General features: G+C 33.2%; 19 protein-coding genes and 1 other RNA gene. 10 read left to right on the top strand and 10 right to left on the bottom strand.

Going from position 1 to position 18,733, the window contains the following annotated elements:
- Genes fliD through CIGN_RS03085 form a run of 3 tightly spaced genes read left to right on the top strand, consistent with a single transcriptional unit; the run spans position 1 to position 2,454 of the window.
- Positions 1-1,854 (top strand): flagellar filament capping protein FliD, encoded by a 1,854-nt coding sequence (fliD, locus tag CIGN_RS03095; protein ID WP_086302187.1) that lies wholly within the window; start codon positions 1-3, stop codon positions 1,852-1,854.
- Positions 1,841-2,242: a flagellar export chaperone FliS gene (gene fliS / locus CIGN_RS03090; protein WP_236844785.1), complete on the top strand. Its 402-nt coding sequence runs from the start codon at positions 1,841-1,843 to the stop codon at positions 2,240-2,242. The genes fliD and fliS overlap by 14 nt, the downstream gene beginning before the upstream one ends.
- Complete coding sequence (locus CIGN_RS03085; RefSeq protein ID WP_086302186.1) at positions 2,239-2,454, top strand: hypothetical protein; 216 nt, start codon at positions 2,239-2,241, stop codon at positions 2,452-2,454. The genes fliS and CIGN_RS03085 overlap by 4 nt, the downstream gene beginning before the upstream one ends.
- A gap of 97 nt (positions 2,455-2,551) precedes the next feature.
- Here CIGN_RS03085 and rnpB read toward each other — a convergent pair.
- An RNA gene (rnpB, locus tag CIGN_RS03080) (RNase P RNA component class A) lies at positions 2,552-2,873 on the bottom strand.
- A 148-nt stretch (positions 2,874-3,021) separates the two neighbouring features.
- Here rnpB and CIGN_RS03075 point away from each other — a divergent pair.
- Both CIGN_RS03075 and CIGN_RS03070 read left to right on the top strand, forming a co-directional pair.
- Positions 3,022-3,939: a cytochrome-c peroxidase gene (locus CIGN_RS03075; RefSeq protein WP_086289595.1), complete on the top strand. Its 918-nt coding sequence runs from the start codon at positions 3,022-3,024 to the stop codon at positions 3,937-3,939.
- Positions 3,926-5,725 (top strand): methyl-accepting chemotaxis protein, encoded by a 1,800-nt coding sequence (locus CIGN_RS03070; protein ID WP_086302185.1) that lies wholly within the window; start codon positions 3,926-3,928, stop codon positions 5,723-5,725. The genes CIGN_RS03075 and CIGN_RS03070 overlap by 14 nt, the downstream gene beginning before the upstream one ends.
- 83 nt (positions 5,726-5,808) lie before the next feature.
- Here the strand turns inward: CIGN_RS03070 and truD are convergent, their stop codons facing one another.
- Genes truD through CIGN_RS03055 form a run of 3 tightly spaced genes read right to left on the bottom strand, consistent with a single transcriptional unit; the run spans position 5,809 to position 8,097 of the window.
- Positions 5,809-6,942 carry a tRNA pseudouridine(13) synthase TruD gene (gene truD / locus CIGN_RS03065; RefSeq protein WP_086302184.1) on the bottom strand — a complete coding sequence of 378 codons (1,134 nt, stop codon included), beginning with the start codon at positions 6,940-6,942 and terminating at the stop codon, positions 5,809-5,811.
- A complete protein-coding gene (locus CIGN_RS03060) occupies positions 6,920-7,738 on the bottom strand; it encodes a thiamine-phosphate kinase (protein ID WP_086302183.1) in 819 nt (272 codons plus the stop codon). Before CIGN_RS03060 ends, truD begins: the two co-directional genes overlap by 23 nt.
- Positions 7,717-8,097, bottom strand: coding sequence for a helix-turn-helix domain-containing protein (locus CIGN_RS03055; RefSeq protein WP_086226198.1), 381 nt, complete (start codon positions 8,095-8,097; stop codon positions 7,717-7,719). Before CIGN_RS03055 ends, CIGN_RS03060 begins: the two co-directional genes overlap by 22 nt.
- Positions 8,098-8,196: 99 nt before the next feature.
- Here CIGN_RS03055 and CIGN_RS03050 point away from each other — a divergent pair, with 99 nt between their 5' ends.
- Both CIGN_RS03050 and CIGN_RS03045 read left to right on the top strand, forming a co-directional pair.
- A complete protein-coding gene (locus tag CIGN_RS03050; RefSeq protein WP_086229266.1) occupies positions 8,197-8,568 on the top strand; it encodes an HIT family protein in 372 nt (123 codons plus the stop codon).
- A 71-nt stretch (positions 8,569-8,639) separates the two neighbouring features.
- Positions 8,640-9,206 carry a YceI family protein gene (locus tag CIGN_RS03045; protein ID WP_086226200.1) on the top strand — a complete coding sequence of 189 codons (567 nt, stop codon included), beginning with the start codon at positions 8,640-8,642 and terminating at the stop codon, positions 9,204-9,206.
- Positions 9,207-9,240: 34 nt separating this feature from the next.
- On the opposite strand, the gene CIGN_RS03040 is transcribed toward CIGN_RS03045, so the two are convergent.
- From CIGN_RS03040 to CIGN_RS03020, 5 genes are all read right to left on the bottom strand, one after another.
- On the bottom strand, positions 9,241-9,678 hold the full coding sequence (locus CIGN_RS03040; RefSeq protein WP_086234615.1) for a Dps family protein: 438 nt from the start codon (positions 9,676-9,678) through the stop codon (positions 9,241-9,243).
- 110 nt (positions 9,679-9,788) lie between these two features.
- On the bottom strand, positions 9,789-10,997 hold the full coding sequence (locus CIGN_RS03035; RefSeq protein ID WP_086303204.1) for a glucose-6-phosphate isomerase: 1,209 nt from the start codon (positions 10,995-10,997) through the stop codon (positions 9,789-9,791).
- Positions 10,984-11,814, bottom strand: a complete 831-nt coding sequence (galU, locus tag CIGN_RS03030) for a UTP--glucose-1-phosphate uridylyltransferase GalU (protein WP_086224731.1) — start codon at positions 11,812-11,814, stop codon at positions 10,984-10,986. The genes CIGN_RS03035 and galU overlap by 14 nt, the downstream gene beginning before the upstream one ends.
- 61 nt (positions 11,815-11,875) lie before the next feature.
- Complete coding sequence (locus CIGN_RS03025; RefSeq protein WP_086302182.1) at positions 11,876-12,859, bottom strand: sensor histidine kinase; 984 nt, start codon at positions 12,857-12,859, stop codon at positions 11,876-11,878.
- Positions 12,852-13,664 carry a DUF234 domain-containing protein gene (locus tag CIGN_RS03020; RefSeq protein ID WP_086242772.1) on the bottom strand — a complete coding sequence of 271 codons (813 nt, stop codon included), beginning with the start codon at positions 13,662-13,664 and terminating at the stop codon, positions 12,852-12,854. Before CIGN_RS03020 ends, CIGN_RS03025 begins: the two co-directional genes overlap by 8 nt.
- An 80-nt stretch (positions 13,665-13,744) precedes the next feature.
- Here CIGN_RS03020 and CIGN_RS03015 point away from each other — a divergent pair, with 80 nt between their 5' ends.
- The 3 genes from CIGN_RS03015 to CIGN_RS03005 are packed head-to-tail and all read left to right on the top strand — an operon-like array spanning position 13,745 to position 18,203.
- Positions 13,745-14,347, top strand: coding sequence for a disulfide bond formation protein B (locus CIGN_RS03015; RefSeq protein WP_086302181.1), 603 nt, complete (start codon positions 13,745-13,747; stop codon positions 14,345-14,347).
- The gene (locus tag CIGN_RS03010) at positions 14,332-16,410 is read left to right on the top strand and encodes a dynamin family protein (RefSeq protein ID WP_086302180.1); all 2,079 of its coding nucleotides are present in this window, start codon (positions 14,332-14,334) and stop codon (positions 16,408-16,410) included. The genes CIGN_RS03015 and CIGN_RS03010 overlap by 16 nt, the downstream gene beginning before the upstream one ends.
- Entirely contained in the window at positions 16,404-18,203 is a 1,800-nt protein-coding gene (locus CIGN_RS03005; RefSeq protein WP_086302179.1) for a dynamin family protein, read from the top strand. Before CIGN_RS03010 ends, CIGN_RS03005 begins: the two co-directional genes overlap by 7 nt.
- A gap of 8 nt (positions 18,204-18,211) precedes the next feature.
- On the opposite strand, the gene CIGN_RS03000 is transcribed toward CIGN_RS03005, so the two are convergent.
- Positions 18,212-18,727 carry a hypothetical protein gene (locus CIGN_RS03000; protein ID WP_086244149.1) on the bottom strand — a complete coding sequence of 172 codons (516 nt, stop codon included), beginning with the start codon at positions 18,725-18,727 and terminating at the stop codon, positions 18,212-18,214.
- Positions 18,728-18,733: the final 6 nt, after the last annotated feature.

Genomic DNA, 18,733 nt, shown 5'->3' with positions numbered 1-18,733 from the left:
ATGGCAATAAATACTGAAAAATCACAACTAGGCGTAGGTAGCGGAAATATCCTAAGCTGGGATACAATAGATAAGCTAAAAGAGGCTGATACAAAGGCTCTAATCAAGCCGTTAGAGACAGAGATACAAAGTAATCTAACCAAACAAAAGGATCTAACCGCTATCACCACTCTACTAAGCACATTTAAATCAAATGTATCTAATCTAACTGGTGATAGCACATATCTAAAGCGTGAAGCTACTACAAGTGGTAGCAGTAGCGTTTCAGTATCAGTAAGCTCTGGTGTAGCGGAGCAAGAGTTAAATCTAAGTGTAGAGCAGTTAGCCAGTCAAGACTCATTTCAATCAAAAAAATTTAGCTCAAGAACTGATAGCGTATTTAGCACTGATGTTAGCTTTGGGATTAGTATCGGTGGCAAGGATTATGTGATTAATGCAGACTCTACTACTACGCTAGAGCAATTGGCTGAAAAGATCAATGAATCCACGGATAAAAAAGTCCAAGCTAAAATTTTAAATGTCGGTGGGGATGAGCCATTTAGATTGATTATCCAATCAGCCGAAACTGGAGAGGCAAATAAAATTGGCTTTTATAGTATTACAAATTCAAGTAGTAGCAATACAAGCTCTGATAGCACTCTAGAAGCTTTGGGATTTTATTTTGAGAAATCAGCTAGCACCGGAACCGAAAAAGATAGCTACGGCAATGAGATTAATAGATTAACTCTAAAAGATCCTAGCACTCTACAGCCTGATCAACAACAAAAAGCCGGCTCTCAAATCTCCAAAGCACAAGATGCGAAATTCAAATATAACGGCATAGATATCACTAGAAGCTCAAATAAAGTTGAAGATCTAATCTTAGGTGTGAGCTTAACTCTAAATAAAGTAGATAAAGCTGGTGAAAGCACAAATTCATCTATCAAGCAAAGTACCGAAGGGATACTAGAAGATATCAAAGCGATGGTGGATTCTTTCAACTCATTAATGAATAATGTAAATGAAGCTACCAAATATGATAGCGAAACTGGCCTAGCTGGGACATTTCAAGGTGTAAGAGAGATAACTTCTATATCAAGCGAGCTAAATAAGATTGTAAATGGCGTAAGCAAAGATGGCAAATCCTTAGCTAGTTTTGGTATTACAGTTACCAAAGATGGGCTTTTAACCATAGAAGACTCAACTAAATTAAATGATATGATAACTACGAAATTTGATGAGTTTAAAAGCTTCTTTAGCTCTGAGACTAAATTTATAAATGTAACCGCAAGAGGGGATAAAAAAGTAGATTGGGGCGATGAGATAAAAGGTAAATTAACCATCAATGGCGTAGAGATAGATATCAATATCCCAAAAGATTATACCGCTGGTGGCACTGGTGGCACTGGAAATGAAAAAGATAAGAAAAATGCCCTATTAAAAGCTATCACCAACGCAAAAAATCTAAGTGATATATCAGCGTCATTTGACAAAGATGGAAAACTAATCTTAAAAGGCTCAGGTGGCACAAATATCGAGATTAAAGGTGATTCAGCATTTTTAGAAAAATTAGGCTTAAAAGAACAGAAATTAGAGGGCAAAACAGAAGTTGTGGGTGGATTTTTCAAAGGTTTAAATGATACGCTAAATGGCTTAATCGGCACAAATGGCACCCTAACAAAATATGAAGAGAGTCTAACAAGCTCACACAAATCTCTAACCGAAAGCAAAGAGAAAAGACAAAAAGAGCTAGATACCAAATACACCACAATGGCAGAAAAGTGGTCACAATATGATACTATCATTGCTAAGCTAGAATCTCAAATGAATACTGTAAATAGCATGATCGAGGCGGCAGCTAATGCTAACAAATAAAGGAATACCAATGCCATCATCTAACGCCGCTTACGCAGCTTATAGCCAAAATAACATGGGGATTGACTCCCCGCAAAAGTTAGTAACTATGCTATATGAAGGAATTTTACGCTTTATATATAGAGCCAAAAAAGCGATGGATTCTGGTGATATAGAGAGTAAGGTGCTATTTTTAAACAAAACTAATGCTATATTTTTTGAACTAATCAACTCTCTTGATATGAGCCAAGGCCAAATCAGTGAGTATCTCCAAGGGTTATACAGCAGACAAATTCAGCTAATCTCAGAGGCTAATATCACAAACGACCAAAGTAAATTAGATGAAGTCGTCCATGTAACAAGAGAGCTTTTAGAAGCGTGGAGAGATGTAACAAAGGATGATAAATGAATTGGCTCGATGATTTTAAATCCGCTTTGGTAAGTGAGAATTTAGATAGGATAGAATACCTTATAAACAACTATCCACCAAAGCTAGCCCCAGATGAGCTAGAGTGTACGGCTGCACTTTTAAAGAGTGCGGCTGAGCTTTTTCGTACTAAGCAAAAGGAGCTAGAAGCTGAGCTAAATAAGGTTAAAAAAGCCAAAAAATATGACTTTTAATAGTTTTTGACTTGCTAAACTAGCTAGATTATTAAATTTAAGATTTAGCTAGTTTATAAATTATATAAGTATCAATTTAGGTAAATTTTTAAATAAAAAAATAGGTGCGACTATAAGCCGAGTTCTGTTATGATGGTCATTTATCTAGATTTGATTTTGGATCAAATTCAAGCGAAGGGTTGAATATAAGACTCCAAACCATCCCTTCTTGCTGCGAGTTGGGTTTACATAGCTGCTTGTATCTCTACTAGCACTGGTGGGCTCTTACTCCACCGTTTCACCATCACCGCTAAAGCGGCAGTTTACTTTCTGTTGCACTATCCCTTGAGTTACCTCAGCCACCCGTTAGGTGGAACTCTGTCTTATTGCAGCTCGGACTTTCCTCAAGGCTTTAACCTTGCGACCATCCATCGCACCAATGTAATTTTATCAAAATCGAACTTAAAATTTATAATTAATGTAGAATTGATTAACTCTTTTTTAGTAAAATTTAACTAAATTTAATTTTTTATATTTTTTTAAATTTGCAATTTTTAAGGATAATAGATGATAAAAAGAGCTTTATTTATGACTTTAGTTGTCTTTAATATTTGTAATGCTCAAACTGAGATAAATCAAAATCAGATGATTACGCCTATTCCTGATAGTATCCCATATAACAAAGAAAAAGCAATGCTAGGAAAGCAGCTATATATGGATACTACACTATCAGCAGATGGGAAGGTTTCATGTAATACCTGCCACGATACAAAGACCTTTGGTATGGATAATCAAGTATTTTCAACTGGTATAAATGGAGTTATGGATACCCCTTTTAACTCACCAACCACATTTAATGCGGCATTTAATTTCGTTCAATTTTGGAATGGTCGAGCTAAAGATTTAGCTGATCAAGCTAGATCGCCTTTTACTAATCCGCAAGAGATGGGACTAAATGATGAAGCTGAAGTTATAAAGATAATAGAGCAAAATCCTGATTATAAAGCTAAATTTAATAAAATTTATGGTGAGATAAATATGGATAATATCACCGATGCCATAGCTGAGTTTGAAAAGACATTAATCACCCCAAATGCTCCATTTGATAGATACCAAAAAGGCGATGAAAATGCCATTAGTGAAGCAGCAAAAAGAGGCTGGAATGCCTTTAAAACTAATGGTTGTGTAGCTTGTCATCAAGGGCAAAATATCGGTGGGACAATGTATCAAAAAATTGGAATCTTTGAGCCATATCCAAATCAAGAGAATTTGGGTCGCTATGAAATTACAAAGGTAGAATCTGATAAAATGGTCTTTAAAGTCCCAAGTCTAAGAAATGTAGCCAAAACTGCTCCATATTATCACGATGGAAGTATTCCAACTCTTGATGCGTGCGTGCAATTTATGGCTTATTATCAATTAGGCAAATTCCTAGATCAGCAAACAGTAGAAGATATAGTCGCATTTTTAGAGAGCTTAACAGGGGAATATAATGAACAATTCTAGAAAAATCAGTTTTTTAACTCAGTTTATCGCACTTACTGTGCTTGTTTTGGTATTTATTTTTATTCTTTTGGTATTTATCTTTAATAATTATAGATCCGCTCTAAAAAATGAAGAGATAACGATGGCTACGCAACATCTACAAATTTATGATCTACAAATCGATCAAGTTTTTAGAACTAAATTTAATTTCATAAACTACGACTCAAGTGTAGTTTATAGCAATAAATTTAAAGAAACCTTGCAATATTTAGCTAGTTTAGATGTAGATGCTAATATGTTAAGCTCAATATCTAAATCATTTGAGGATAAACAGATACAATTAGAGAGATTTAAATCAGCAAATTCAATCGCTATAAACTCAAAAGCATATCTATTTACTCTAAGCCACGATATAGATAAATTAGTAGTAGCAAACCCAACTCCAGAAAACCTAGCTCTATTAGAGGCGATGGATCAAATCTTAGCCATTGTATCAACTCAAAATGTATTGGCTAGAGATGTTTTAGATACGCTTAATGAGCTTGTTAAAAAAGTAGATCAAGCTAGATTAGATAATAGCGAGCTATTAAATTTATTTAAAAAGCACTACTCTATGATGTTAAGTCAAATCAGCGTAATGCAAGATAACTCTACCCTATACCTAAATCAAGAGCTAAACAAAAAATTAAACAAATTTGAAACTATAATCGCAAACCAAATAGAAGAAAACAACAAAAACCAACTATATATCTCAATTATAGTATTTGGTGTAACCTTGCTTATATTTGCGGTATTTATATATTTGACACTTGTTAAAGTAGTTATCCCAACTAAAAATCTAGAATTACTTAGCTCGAATTTAGCAAGTAACAAAGCAAATCTTAACTCTCGATTAAAAATAGACCCAAAAAGTGAACTAGCCACTAGTGCTGGATATATAAATAAATTTATTCAGATTGTTCAAAATTCAGTTTTAGAGGCTATTGATAGTTCAAATACAAGTCATAAAAACTCAATTAGCTTGCAAGAAAATGCTAAAAAACTAAAACAAAACTCACTTCACCAGCACGAACAAGTAGCTAGTGTTCAAAAGATTACAATCTTATTAAATGAAACAATTAACCTAAATAAGCTACTTGCTAATGACGCAACGCTAAATATGCAAGATTTAAAAACATTAATGAATACTGTAGAAAATACGCTTTTAGAGTTGATTGAATTAATTGAAGTTAGTAGCCAACAAGAAAATGAGATCGTAGCTAATATGGATCAACTCGTCCAAAGTGCCGATACAATCTATAGCGTGACTAACTCTATTAAAGATATCGCAGACCAAACAAACCTACTAGCGTTAAATGCTGCTATAGAAGCTGCTCGTGCAGGAGAACATGGTAGAGGTTTTGCAGTAGTAGCTGATGAAGTTCGTGCGCTAGCTGATAAAACTAGCAGATCGTTAGGCGAGATAAATATAACTGTTCAAACTATTGTTCAACAAGTTAATTATAATAAAACCCTAATGGATGATATCCATATCTCTATGAATAATACCTCAAATAAAGCTGCTGATCTAAAAAATAATATAGCAAATTCAATAAATAAATTAAACGCTGGAATTCAATCTACTCAAACCGTAGAAGAAAAATCCATCATGGCCAAAGAGCGTGTAACGCTGCTAAATAGTAATATAGATAAGGTAAGTAGAGCAGCTACTAATCTGACTCAATTAGCTACTCAAATTGAGATAGTATCAAATGAAATTTTAAATAGCGCAAAAAAACTAAACGATAAGCTAACTAGCTTTAAATAGATATTTATAATAAGACTTGTCAGCACAAACTACATTGCTGACAAGCTGCTAATAATCATAGCATTTGGCAAATTTAATAATCTTTAAATATCAAAAATTTCCCTACCTAAAATCTCACGCAAAACCACAGTAGCATAAGATCCCTTTTGTAATGTAAAACTTAGGCTAAATTGTGCCTCCTCTTCATTATAGTTATATTTCATCTCATCGGCCCATACCCAGTTAAATCTTCTTGCTCCATTAGCAAATTTAGCAAACTCAAACCCTTCGGCCATAATCTCTTGCTCAAGACTAAGCGCCACACCAGTAGCCTCATAAGCCTTAGCTCCAACTAATAAACCACAGCTGGTGCGATCACGCTGATTAAATTTATCAACCTCAGATTCTAAATTCTCGCATAAAAATAACTTGCCAAATGGATAATGTCCCATCACTTCACCACGAATTAATCTAAAAAACTGCTTTTGACTTTTTAAATCTTTGATAGTATCGTTATCAAATTTATAAATTTCAGCTAACTCCTTAGCGCTAAAACTCTCGCAAAATCGACTAATCTCTACTCTTTTGCTAAGATAGCGATTAAATAACTCACTTTGATATGCAGAAATCAAAAAATCTCTAAGCTTTGGATTATATTTTTTAAGACTCTTTTTATCATTATTTGCCATAGCTATTAATAACTCTTTAGCGCTTTGATAATTATCACCAAATCTACCAAACCTTTGATAGCCAAAATAGTTGGCAAAACCGCGATTTTTGATCAATTCTATAATATTTTGAAGCTTTTTAGCCTCACTTGGCAATACCTTTTTAAGACGAATAAAGAAGTGATTTGCTTTTAAATGCCCAATTCTTAGCTTATTATTATGGCGTGTAGCATTTAAAATTTTAATATTTTCATTAGAAAAACTACTTATAGCACTCTGAAATTTAGCTGGAATTGAGATATATTGCGTAGTCATACCCTCTTTATCCTTTAATCCAGCATAGCCAAAATCTCTAACCTTAGCACCAGTAGCTGATGCTAAAATACTCAATGCCTCAGATGTGCTTAGGCCTTTTTTTTGAATTTGCATAACTAAATGCTCGCCATTTCCACTAAACTCATATAATGGAATCTCACGCACCACAAAATCACTTGCATTTTTGCTAAAATGCGCATTGATTGGTGTATGTGTTGTTGTTAATAATGGCTTAAAAATGGGTGAATTTTCCATGAAATTTTGCCCTTTCGTTTATAATTTTACCTAGTAAATTTAATTTTACTCTACATTTTTTAGCTTGATTTAATACTCTTTTTATATTTTTAGGCGGTACGACAATTAACATCTCATACTCTTCCCCGCTAATAAACTCAAATTTGGATAATTTTTTATTAAATTTAACTGCTCTATTTTGTGTAATCTTTGGCAAATCACTAGCTAAACCATCGCTAATATCCATTCCTGATCTTATCCATTTAGCACTTTGTTTTATAAACTCTTGCCTTAAATTTGGAGTTACAAAGCGTGAATTTGAGCTAATTTTACCACCGTTTAAAAGCGTTCTAAGCCCCTTAATAGAACCGCCTAAAACCCCAGTATAACATACTATATCACCTATTTTGGCTCCATTTCTTATTAAGGGTTTTTTTGAGTTTAAATATGAGATTATAGTTAAGCTAATTATAAGCTTATTGCTTAAGATAGTATCTCCTCCGATAATTTGCGTGCCATATCGTGCTGCACACTCTTTTAGTCCAATGCTTAACTCTTTAATATATTTATTGCTTAAATTCTTAGGTAGTCCAAGACCTAAAAGTGCATATTTTGGCGTAGCGTTCATAGCAATTGCGTCGCTTAGATTTACTATCATAGCCTTTTTACCAATCTGTTTTGGACTTAACCAATGCGATTTAAAATGAATATCTTCTACAAACATATCCTTACTATATACCATATCACCGATGATAGCACCATCATCGCCATTTAAGTTATGCTTAAAATTCGATATTATGCTCTGTTCTTTATCCACTCTACAAGCGCCTCTTCATAGCTAAATTTACGCCCATTTAGCCCTGCACCATCAAGTATTAAATCTCCATTATCTAGTGAGATTATATCTCTTGATTGGCTGCTGCTATTCATCCAGCTTAAAAATATACCATCATCAGCCCAGACATCAGCACCTGAACCACCAGGAATTGCTACAATATCATAACCATAAAGCGACTCAGAACTCAGATGCATAGGTAGGGCTAATCCCATCTCATCGCGGGCATCTCCACGAAATCCAATCACGACAAAATCAATTCCACATCGCATAAAAACATCATAAATTCTAGCAAAACTAAGAAAATTTACCCCATCATAGACAATAATTGCACTTTTCACTTTTAACCTTATTATTTTTTAATAGCGAAATAGTATCAAAACTCCTATAAAATAGCGATAAATTTGATATAATTTATATAAATTTTAGAAAGGATTAATATGATTTATAGCGATAAATTTATATATATCGAGATAGAACCAAACGCCTCTCCATGGGTAAAAATATTTACTCAAAGCGAATTTAAAGAACTTAGCGATTGCGATACTGATACGAGAAATAGGCTATTTCAAGCAGCACTTGAGTGCGAAAAAGCTATGATTGAGTTTTATAGCCCTGATAAGATTAATTGGGCAAGCTTTGCAAATTATATGCCACGAGTACATATGCATATTCAAGCTAGATTTAAGGATGATGAGTATTTTCCAGAGTCTTTATGGGGTAAAAAACAGCGAGAAGCAAGATCAAGAGATATAAAAATAGATGAATTTTCTAGCTTTTTAGCCCATCGTTTAAGGGTGCTTTTTGGCTAAATTTTAGATTATTTAAGATATATTATTTTTAGCTAAATATAATCAAATTTATAAACTCAAAAGGAGAAAATATGAAAAAACAAATATTAACTTCAGTTGCAGCTTTAGGTCTGCTTTTTGGTGCGGCAAATGCCACAGTTTATAGCGTTGATACAGCACATTCTAGTACAACTTTTAAAATCAAACACCTACAAGTTAGCAATGTAACTGGTTCATTTGGCAAATTTGCTGGTGAAGTAGATATCACAAACAAAATTCCATCTAGCCTTACAGCTACAATTGATGTTAATTCAATCAATACAAACAACGATGGTCGTGATGCTCACCTTCAAAAGGCAGATTTCTTTGATAGTGCAAAATTCCCACAAATCAAATTCACAATGAAAAGCTTTGAAAATGAAGGCGATGGAGAAGGTAAAATCAAAGGTGATCTAACAATCAAAGATGTAACAAGACCAGTTGAGCTTAATTATGAATTTAGCGGTACAGGTAAAAATAGAAAAGGTGTTGAAATCGTAGGATTTAGCCTAGAAGGCGAAATTAAAAGAAGTGATTTTAACTTTGCTCCAGAGTCTAGCACAGTTGCACTTGGCGATAAAATTAAGATAAATATCGATATCGAAGCAGTTAAAAAATAATAATTTGAGTGGCTTATGAGCCACTCTTATTAAATTATGCTAAAGTAGCCTTAAGCATCCAGATTTTTTTCTCTAGACTTGCATAATTTTCTTGCGCTATAGCTACAGTTGTATTATCACCTGCGCTCTCAGCAATCTCTTCAAGTTTTTTAAACTCAGCCAATAGATAAACAAAAGCATCTTTTAAAGCTTCAATTACTTCTACTGGAGTATAGCTATCTTTGCTAACTACTGGGGCTTTAGCAACTTTTAAAAGCTCATCAGTTTTTGTAATTGCTTTGCCACCTATTTGGATAGCACGCTCAGCCATCTCATCAAAAAGCTCAGCAAGTTCATTATACTCTTTTTCAGTATATTCATGAATTGAGAAGAATTGCAAACCTTTTACATTCCAGTGATAATCATGGAAAGCTACAAACAAGCTATGTGCATCAGCTTGAAGTTGGTTAAGTTGTGTTACTACATTTTTCATTTTTTATCCTTTATATTTAAGTTGTGTAATTATACACAGAATTAACTTAAAAAAGTATAAAGTAAATAATAATTTTTATTATTTAGAATATTTTACTATTTAAGTTAAATTCAACTCTCTTTACTCTCTAATAGCTTTTTAAGTATTCTCTTACCAGCTTCTACGCCCGGCTGGTCGTAAGTATTGATACCTAGCATTAATCCAGTTGCACTAGTAAGTAGCTCGTAATAGTATATTAACCAACCACAATGCCACTCATCAAGCCTATCAATAACTAACTCATCAATACTAATCATCTCGCTAGCCAAAGCCTGCATAGTAGAATGCGCTTGAGCATTAAAAATCTCAGCTATACTTTTGCTATTTACAAAATCGCATCCATCTAAAAAATTTAATTTTAAATTTGGCACCGATATAGTACTGTTGTGATCTTTTATAGTTATAAATGTTACTGTCTTGTCTTTTACGCCCTCCATTATAAGTTGTAAAAATGAGTGTTGATCTTTGCTACCTACTAGACCAACAGGAGTTAAACCAACTCTTTTATACCCTCGCTTTTTTCCTAAACTCTCAGCCCATAACTGTACATACCACTCATTAAAGCTTGTTAATCTATCACTATAACTAAATAATACATTTATCTTAGCACTACTATGTGTGGCGTAGTGATAGGCCTTTTGCAATACCCCATCATCATTTCTACTTAAATATTGCTCTTTTGCACTATTAGCTCCAGCTAAAAGCTCGCTTATATCAGCTCCGCATAGTCCAAGTGGTACAAGCCCGATAGCTGAAAGAACGCTAAATCTTCCACCGACATTTTTTGGAATATTAAATATAATAGCACCTATCTCTTTAGCATATGATTCAAGCGGACTATCTGGATCAGTAATAAAGATAAAATTCTCATAACTTTTTATAACAAATTTTGCTAAAATATACTTATATATAGATATAGTTTCAATGGTAGTTCCAGACTTGCTTGAAATTATAAATAGCGTTTTGTTAGGCTCGATTTTAGCACACTTTTTCTCTATGCTGTATGGATCAAGATTATCTAAAAATATTAGCTCTTTTTGTAAATTTAACATATCATATAGCGCTTTAACTCCAAGAGAGCTACCACCTACTCCTACAAGCACTACACTATCAAAATCACATTTAGCTATCTCTTCTATCTTGCTAACTATATCCATTCCTAAACTAGGAAGATGATAATACCCTATATCATCACCTTTAATCTCATCATTCATTCGCCTAGCATAGCTATTGATTGTTGTGATATTTTTTGGGCTAAATTTAAGATTATTTTTTACCATATTCATGCTCATAGAAAAAATTCGTAGCTTCTACATATCCAGCTACACTTCCACAATCAAACCTTCTGCCTTTAAATTTATAAGCTAAGACCATACCATTTTTAGCCTGTTTAAGTAACGCATCGGTGATTTGCACCTCACCATTTTTACCTGGATTGGTATGTTCTATGATCTCAAATATATCTGGAGTTAAAATGTATCTGCCAATTATTGCTAAATTTGTTGGTGCATCTTTTGGGTCTGGTTTTTCTATCATATCATTTACCATTATTAAATCATCTTCGATAAATTTGCCATCTATGACACCATAACTACTTATAGTTTCTTTAGGTACCTCCATTACAGCTACTATGCTGCAGCGATATTTCTCATAAATTTTTACCATTTGAGCTAGGACATTTTCGCCATCTTCATTAACGCACAAATCATCAGCTAAAATTACACCAAATGCCTCATCTCCTACAAGACCCTTGCCACTATAAATTGCATCACCTAAACCTCTCATATGAGTTTGACGAGTAAAACTAAATGAACAATGCTCCATCAACTCTCTAATATCAGTTAATAGATATTCTTTGCTAGTTCCAGCAATTTGATGTTCTAGCTCATAGCTAATATCAAAGTAATCTTCTAGCGCTCTTTTACCACGCCCAGTAACAAAAGCCATATTATTCATACCAGCCTCTCTAGCCTCATCTACACCATAGTGAATAAGCGGTTTTGTCAAGATTGGCAACATCTCCTTTGGCAAGCTTTTTGTCGCTGGTAAAAATCTAGTCCCATATCCAGCAGCAGGAAAAAGACAAGTTTGTATCATTATAACTCCTTAATGTATAAAAATTTGCTAAATTTACCCCAAATTTACTTAAAAAGCACTTTTAAGGCAGGCTTATTGTAAATAGTTTTGGTTCATTTTGAACTGCAACTGAGCCTTTATGAGCATTTATAATCTCTAAGCTAAGCGCAAGACCCAAACCATTACCTTTAAGCTTTGTAGTCTTAAACGGCTCAAATATTGTTCCACTAGGTAGTTGCACACCACTATCACTGATATAAAAATTATGCATACCATCTTTAAATTTATGTTCTATGCTTACTACACCGCCATCATCATTACTCTCTTCAATCGCATCAATAGCATTAAATATAAAGTTACTAAACACCAAATCAAGCAAATTTATATCACCACAAATCACCCCATCAAAACCGCTAAATTTAAACTCGATATCTTTAGTAAATGCATATTGTGCAACCGCCTCGCCACACATAATCTCTAAATCTTTTAACTTAAATTCATTTGCACTTATTTGAACACCTTTGGTAAAAAGCAATGTTGCCTTTATAATCCCCTCAACTCTATAAATAGCCTTTTTTATCTCTTCTATTAATGGTCGATTTCTATCATCTATTCGTTTTAAAAGCGTACTAGTTAATAATGAAATTGAACCTATTGGATTGCGAATCTCATGAGAAAGATGTGCTGCTACTGCACCCATTGATACTAGTCTAGCGCTTCGTTTTTCATCAGTTATATCAGTAGCTAAAATTATTTTATTTTGCATATTGTGAGTAATTTTAATAGCATAAACCCTACCATCAAATTCAACCTCTTGAGTACTTTTTTGCATATTAATACTAGGCAAGATATCCATAATTTGCTTGGCCTTATCATTACTTAGCATTACTTCGCCACTAGTACTAATCGCCCATAGTGATGCACCTAAACTCTCGACAATCCCTTGGGTAAACTTTTGCAAATTTGCATAGGACTCGCCTAATACTTTATACTCTTTTTCTATTAAATATGTCTGTTCTATTAGGCTTTTTAGCCCTTCTTCTATACTTTTTATATTCTCATTCATATAAATCCTTAAAATCATCAAGTCCAAACAAAATCACTCTATTATCTCTAAGCCCTAAAAGCTCATTGCTAAAGCCAGATTTTGAAAATAACGCCATCTTATCCCAATTTATTTTAGATTTTTCACACTTTTGCATTAATAAATTTAGTATATTTTTACAGATTTTTCGCTCCTTATATTTAGCTTCGGCCACTAGAGTAAAACCATCATAACTAGTGTAGATATCAATCTCATTTTCCTTATCCCAATAGCTTGAGATTTGCTCTTTTGGAATATTTAAATTTTTTGAGAGTAGCTCAATGCTTGCTAGTTCAAACTCAAGCGAGCAGTAGTGGTCAAATTCTACTTTTATCTTATCCATTACAGACTCTTTATCACCAGCTTTTAAAAGCTCTAAATTTGGCTCAATAAATCTAAACCAAAATCTATAAAACCGCTTAGTAAAGTGAATTTTATCTTGAATTTGATATCTTCTAAGCTCTTTTTTTAACTTTTGGTGGCGATTTTTAACCGGTTTTACCTCTTTTGAGTACTCAAATTTGATAAATCCCTTAGTATTTAACTCACTAATTATAGCCAAGCTAAGCGCTCTAGGTAGATATTTACTTGCTACAAATCTCTTTCTATCACCCTTAGCAAGGCGCATTAGAAATATTTTCGCCTCATCATGATAGAAATTAAATTCGCTACAAAAACTATCAAATTTAGCCAAAATTTCGCCATCAATCGCCTCAAAAATATCATCATAACCATCTAAAATCCGGTCAAAAACAAAATAAAATTGCAGATATTTTAAGGTATCCAAATCACTCTAACCTTTTAAATTTACAAAATTATAGCAAGTTTTGGTTATAATAAAGCCCAAATTCAACACAATGGTATTAAATGAGTAGTAAAAGATTATGGATTTATATAGGTGTTTTTATGCTTTTTTGCGTCGGCGTGGCACATTTTATATTTCAAAATTATCTATATATGCGTCCATGTGTGCAGTGTATCTATATACGATATTATATGATTATAGCAGGATTTGGAGCTATTTTTATAGCGATATTTTATAAGCAAATTTTACTTTATATATTTGGGGTTTTAGTTTTTAGTTATGGGGCGATTTGTGGTCTTTTAGAGAGTTTGAAACTAAATACAATCCATCAAGCAATTGCCAATGCAAATCCATTTGGAGTAAAAGGCTGTCTTGACAGGCCTATTTTTGAGCTAAAAATTGCATGGGATGAGATTATGCCATCACTATTTAAAGCAACTGGTCAATGTGGCCTTGATATGCCTATGCCGCCACTTGGAAGTAAATTTGACCCACTTCAAGCCTATTTGATAGATTTATATCAAAATGGCTGGTATTTAATCCCAAACTTAAAGCTAATTAATATGGCACAAATCTCTTTTGCTATATTTATTTTAGTTTTGATTTTAGGAGCAATTTTATTAATATCAAGAGTTAAAAAGGTAAAAAAATGGTTAAAATATTAGAACAAATTTGGGGAGTTAAAACCCTATATGTAGATGAGAATCACATAAGTGAATTTAATAGCGATGAAGCGGCGATAATACTTTGTATAAATCCACGAAATTATGATAGATTAATCAAACTTCAAAGCTTAAAAGATATATTTTCAAAAGCAAATTTAAATCTAAATGAGTATAGCGTCCAATTAAGTCAAATCGGTATAATCAATGCTATAAAATCTATAAAAATAGATAATCAAAAAGTATTAAATGGATTAAATGAACTAGCCAAAAATGAGATTATAGATTTTAATGGATATAATCTTATAAGTGATTTTATAAATAATCTTGAATTAAACCATACTATTCAAAATAGTGCTGAAACTCAGCCATTTCATAAAAATTTACATGCATTAAATGAAATTCATCAAATCTTAAGCGAATTTAAACTTAGCGAAGTTAGTAAAAGATTAAGCAATGCATATGATAGCGCCAATAACTCTAAATTTAAAATAGCAGTTACTGGAGTTATCAACGCTGGTAAAAGTAGCACTTTAAACGCTTTAATGAATAAGAAAATTCTAGGCGCATCAAATATCCCTGAAACGGCGAATTTAAGTGTCTTAACATATAGCGAAGATGAATTTGCCAAAGTATGCTTCTGGTCGCCCGAAGAGCTAAAATCGATGGATTTAGAACCACAAGAGATACAAGACAAAATCATCCCAATAGATGAGTTAAAGTCCTACACAACAGCTTCTAATGAGATTAGCAAGATGGTTAAAGAGGTGATTTTGGGGATTAAATTAGATATTTTAAAAGATGGAATTGATATAGTTGATACTCCTGGCCTTGATGATGCGGTGGTATTGCGTGAGATTTTAACAGCCAATTATATGAGTCAAAGCGATTTTACACTTCATCTAATGAACGCTAGTCAAAGCGCAACAAAAAAAGATATGGCATTTATAGTAAATACTCTAAAAAATGGTAAAAGCGCAGGCCTAATCATCGCTCTTACGCACATTGATAAGATTAGTCCAAATGATATAAAAGAGGTTTTAAACTACACCAAAAATAGTATAAAAACCGAGCTTAGTGAGTGTGGGTTTGATGAGAGCTTGGCTGATGAGACGAAGTTTTTTACCATTTCAGCGATTAAAAATATCGGAATAGATGAACTAAAAGGCTATATTTATGAGAGCTTTTTTGGTTCAAATTCCAAAAAGGCAACTCTAATTATCGATAACTACAAAAAAGAGCTTTTAAATGTCGCAAATTTAATAGAAGATGATCTAAAAGCACAAAAAACAGCCCTAACATCAGATACCTCCACAGCCAAAGAGCTTGTCAAATCACTCCAAAATGAGATAGATGAGATAAGCAGTGCCACAAATAGCATAAATAGCGAACTTGAAAATCTACTTAAAAGATTGAATTATGATAACGAAAATAGCAACGCAACGCTAAAAGCCATAAGCGCTAAAATCAAAGATAGAGTAATCAGCGATGTCAAATACGCCACAAATAAAAAAATCAAGCTAGATACCGCTAGACTTGGGGTGATTATAGAGAGTGGTTTTAATGACTCTTTTATAGATTTTTTCAGAGATTTTAAGCAACAAATCAGCAAGGATATTGACTCTGCTAATAAAATTTTAGAGCTAAAACTTGGGGCGAAAAATGCGAATTTGAATCTGCCAGATATTAGGGGTTATATAGACCAAAATCTACCTAAAATCAACTACGAAATTTTAAATAGCGATGTAAATAAAGCTATTAAAAGTGATAAAAATATTGAGATTATAGGGGCTAATTTAACCAAAATTTTTGATGATTTTATAGTGAGTTTAAATCTACCAAACCAACTTAGCAAACTAGCTAGTGCTTGTACAAACGAGTATATAAATGGTATTAAATTTGAGTTAAACGCTATGAGAGAGCATCTACAAACCAAAGAAGAACAGATAAACAAACTAGCCAAATCAGCCTTTGAAAATATCAAAGACAAAGAGCAATTAATAACCGATATAGATACCAAAATATCGCAATGCCAAGAGATCAAAAATAGGATAGAGCTATGCTAAAAGAGTTTATAAAAGAGTATAAAAGAGTATATCAAATCAGCTTTGATGATGGATTTTTAGGTGAATTTGAGAGATTTTGTGCCTTTATTTGTGAGCCTAAATTTCACCCTAGTAAGGAACTAATCGAGAGATTAAACTTCCTTAGCCTACTAAGCCACGAACCGCCGCTTGTAGCGATTGTCGGGCAGTTTAGTAGCGGGAAATCAAGCTTTTTAAACGCACTTTTAGGTGCTGATATATTACCAACTGGGGTTGTGCCAGTAACTGCTAAGCCTACATTTATCAAATACGCACCAAATTATATGCTTAAAATTCTACACAACGATGGTAGAGATGAGTATAAAAATATAGATGAGCTAAGCGCCTTTGTAGATCAACGCCACGCCCTAAAAGATGTCAAAAATCTCACAATCTACGCCCCAAATGAACTACTTAAAAAGATAAGTTTCATCGATACCCCTGGGCTAAATTCAAGAAGCGACGCTGATACCAATGAGACTAAAATGATATTAAAAGAAGCCGTAGCTTTAATTTGGATTAGCTTAATCGATAATGCCGCTAGAAAAAGCGAGCTAGATGAGCTAACTCTCATCCCAAATAGCCTAAAACAAAACGCAATTGCCCTATTAAACCAAAAAGATAAATTAAGTAGCGATGAGATAACTAGAGTTTTAACCCACGCCAATCTCACATATAGCAATTATTTTAGCTCTGTTGAGGCTATCTCGGCCAAACTCCAAAGAGAAAATAACAGCGATAGCGGATTTGAAGCGGTGTTTAAATTCCTAGATAAAATAGCAAACACAAAAGAGGATTTTATCAAAGCAACTTCGCAAGAGATACTCCTCTCATCACAAAATCAAAATTTAAATTTCATCAATATCTTAGATGAAATTTCAGATATTTTCACTAAATTTCAAAACAAAACTAATCTCAAATTTAGCGAGCTAAAAGAGAGCTATAACTCTAAATTTGAGATATTTTTTGAAGCTATTAAACAAAATGCCGCCCTAATCGCAAATGAGATCAACTCCGCTTTAAAAAACCAAAAATCCGCCTATTATAAAGAAAAAACCGGCTTTTTAAATAAAAATAGCTTTGAGAAGATAGAGTATGAAAGAGTTAGCTTAGATATAGATGAAATTTTGGCTAAACTAATCTATAATGATGAGAAATTTACCAAAATATTTAAAAAATTTAAGCGAGATTTAAGCGAATTTCAAAGCGAAATCCTAGCTGATTTACAAGCTATTTTTGATGAGTTAAAAGAGCTAACACTTCGCTATAAAGCCAAATATGAAAGCCTTAGAAAATCTGACCCACTCCACTCAGATCTAATATTTGCTGATATTCGTAAATTTTCAAGTGAGGTTTATTCTCTATTTTTAAGCGATATTGAAACTCTATTTTTGGCTAAATTTTCAAATTTAGAGCTATTTTTTGAAAGAGTATTTATCAAAGTTAGTGCTAACTATCAAAACGCAATTAGATTAAGTGTAAATTTCATCGCCCAAAAATGTGAAAAAAGTAGCAAAGATTATGAGTCTGACCCACTTGCTTTTAGCCTCTATTATCCTAGACTTAGTGAGATAAATGAGAGAATCTTAAATGAGTTAAGCTACTATGAATTTGAGAGTGAATTTACTGGTAACTCCACATTTATCACCAAATTCATAAACTCACTCCAAGCCCAAACAGAGCAATTAATGGGTAAAAACCAAACCTACATAAACTCATTAAAAGCCAAATATAAAGGCGATCTTGATGAGCTTAGCAGTTTTAGCTGGTCTTGATGGCAGAGTCAATCTGCCAAATCTTCAAAATCAACAAAATTATCTATAAATTCATTTGCCAAAAACTTAGCATAGATATGGCTCTCGACCATACTTTTAAACTCGCTAAATTTACTCATATCGCCATCTTTTAAAGAGCCTAAAAGAGTTAAAATCTCACTATCATCTATATGTGAATTTATAAATTTTATAGCTCCACTTCTATATGACTCGCCATTTTCTATAGCTAAAACAGCTCGTAAAATCTCGCCATTTACACTATTTGCCGCCCCAGAATACGGCACCAAAACCTTATACATATACTCTATACTATCCTTAGCACCAAAGCAGTTTGGCTCCAACCTAACACCATTTTCATCGCACCAAATTCGATATGTCTCATCGCCTACAATGCTATCAAATCTCTTGCCATCCTTGCTAGAACACTCCCAACATCTATCAAAGCACTCATCATTCCAGCCATTTAAAGCAAAAAACCTACCATCGCACTCCACAACTGCTATTTGCGTATCTTGCCAATACATTTTAAT

This window comes from Campylobacter devanensis (assembly GCF_002139915.1).
In the GTDB taxonomy this organism is placed as follows: Bacteria; Campylobacterota; Campylobacteria; order Campylobacterales; family Campylobacteraceae; genus Campylobacter; species Campylobacter devanensis.
Note: the sequence above shows the minus strand (reverse complement) of the source record. Positions and strands in the feature narration are given on the sequence as shown.

What these genes read in the sequence shown, in the direction of transcription:
- fliD (WP_086302187.1), top strand. Translation starts at nt 1, where the DNA reads ATGGCAATAAATACTGAAAAATCACAACTAGGCGTAGGTAGCGGAAAT.
- fliS (WP_236844785.1), top strand. Translation starts at nt 1,841, where the DNA reads ATGCTAACAAATAAAGGAATACCAATGCCATCATCTAACGCCGCTTAC.
- CIGN_RS03085 (WP_086302186.1), top strand. Translation starts at nt 2,239, where the DNA reads ATGAATTGGCTCGATGATTTTAAATCCGCTTTGGTAAGTGAGAATTTA.
- CIGN_RS03075 (WP_086289595.1), top strand. Translation starts at nt 3,022, where the DNA reads ATGACTTTAGTTGTCTTTAATATTTGTAATGCTCAAACTGAGATAAAT.
- CIGN_RS03070 (WP_086302185.1), top strand. Translation starts at nt 3,926, where the DNA reads ATGAACAATTCTAGAAAAATCAGTTTTTTAACTCAGTTTATCGCACTT.
- truD (WP_086302184.1), bottom strand. Translation starts at nt 6,942, where the DNA reads ATGGAAAATTCACCCATTTTTAAGCCATTATTAACAACAACACATACA.
- CIGN_RS03050 (WP_086229266.1), top strand. Translation starts at nt 8,197, where the DNA reads ATGATTTATAGCGATAAATTTATATATATCGAGATAGAACCAAACGCC.
- CIGN_RS03045 (WP_086226200.1), top strand. Translation starts at nt 8,640, where the DNA reads ATGAAAAAACAAATATTAACTTCAGTTGCAGCTTTAGGTCTGCTTTTT.
- CIGN_RS03040 (WP_086234615.1), bottom strand. Translation starts at nt 9,678, where the DNA reads ATGAAAAATGTAGTAACACAACTTAACCAACTTCAAGCTGATGCACAT.
- CIGN_RS03035 (WP_086303204.1), bottom strand. Translation starts at nt 10,997, where the DNA reads ATGGTAAAAAATAATCTTAAATTTAGCCCAAAAAATATCACAACAATC.
- galU (WP_086224731.1), bottom strand. Translation starts at nt 11,814, where the DNA reads ATGATACAAACTTGTCTTTTTCCTGCTGCTGGATATGGGACTAGATTT.
- CIGN_RS03025 (WP_086302182.1), bottom strand. Translation starts at nt 12,859, where the DNA reads ATGAATGAGAATATAAAAAGTATAGAAGAAGGGCTAAAAAGCCTAATA.
- CIGN_RS03015 (WP_086302181.1), top strand. Translation starts at nt 13,745, where the DNA reads ATGAGTAGTAAAAGATTATGGATTTATATAGGTGTTTTTATGCTTTTT.
- CIGN_RS03010 (WP_086302180.1), top strand. Translation starts at nt 14,332, where the DNA reads ATGGTTAAAATATTAGAACAAATTTGGGGAGTTAAAACCCTATATGTA.
- CIGN_RS03005 (WP_086302179.1), top strand. Translation starts at nt 16,404, where the DNA reads ATGCTAAAAGAGTTTATAAAAGAGTATAAAAGAGTATATCAAATCAGC.
- CIGN_RS03000 (WP_086244149.1), bottom strand. Translation starts at nt 18,727, where the DNA reads ATGTATTGGCAAGATACGCAAATAGCAGTTGTGGAGTGCGATGGTAGG.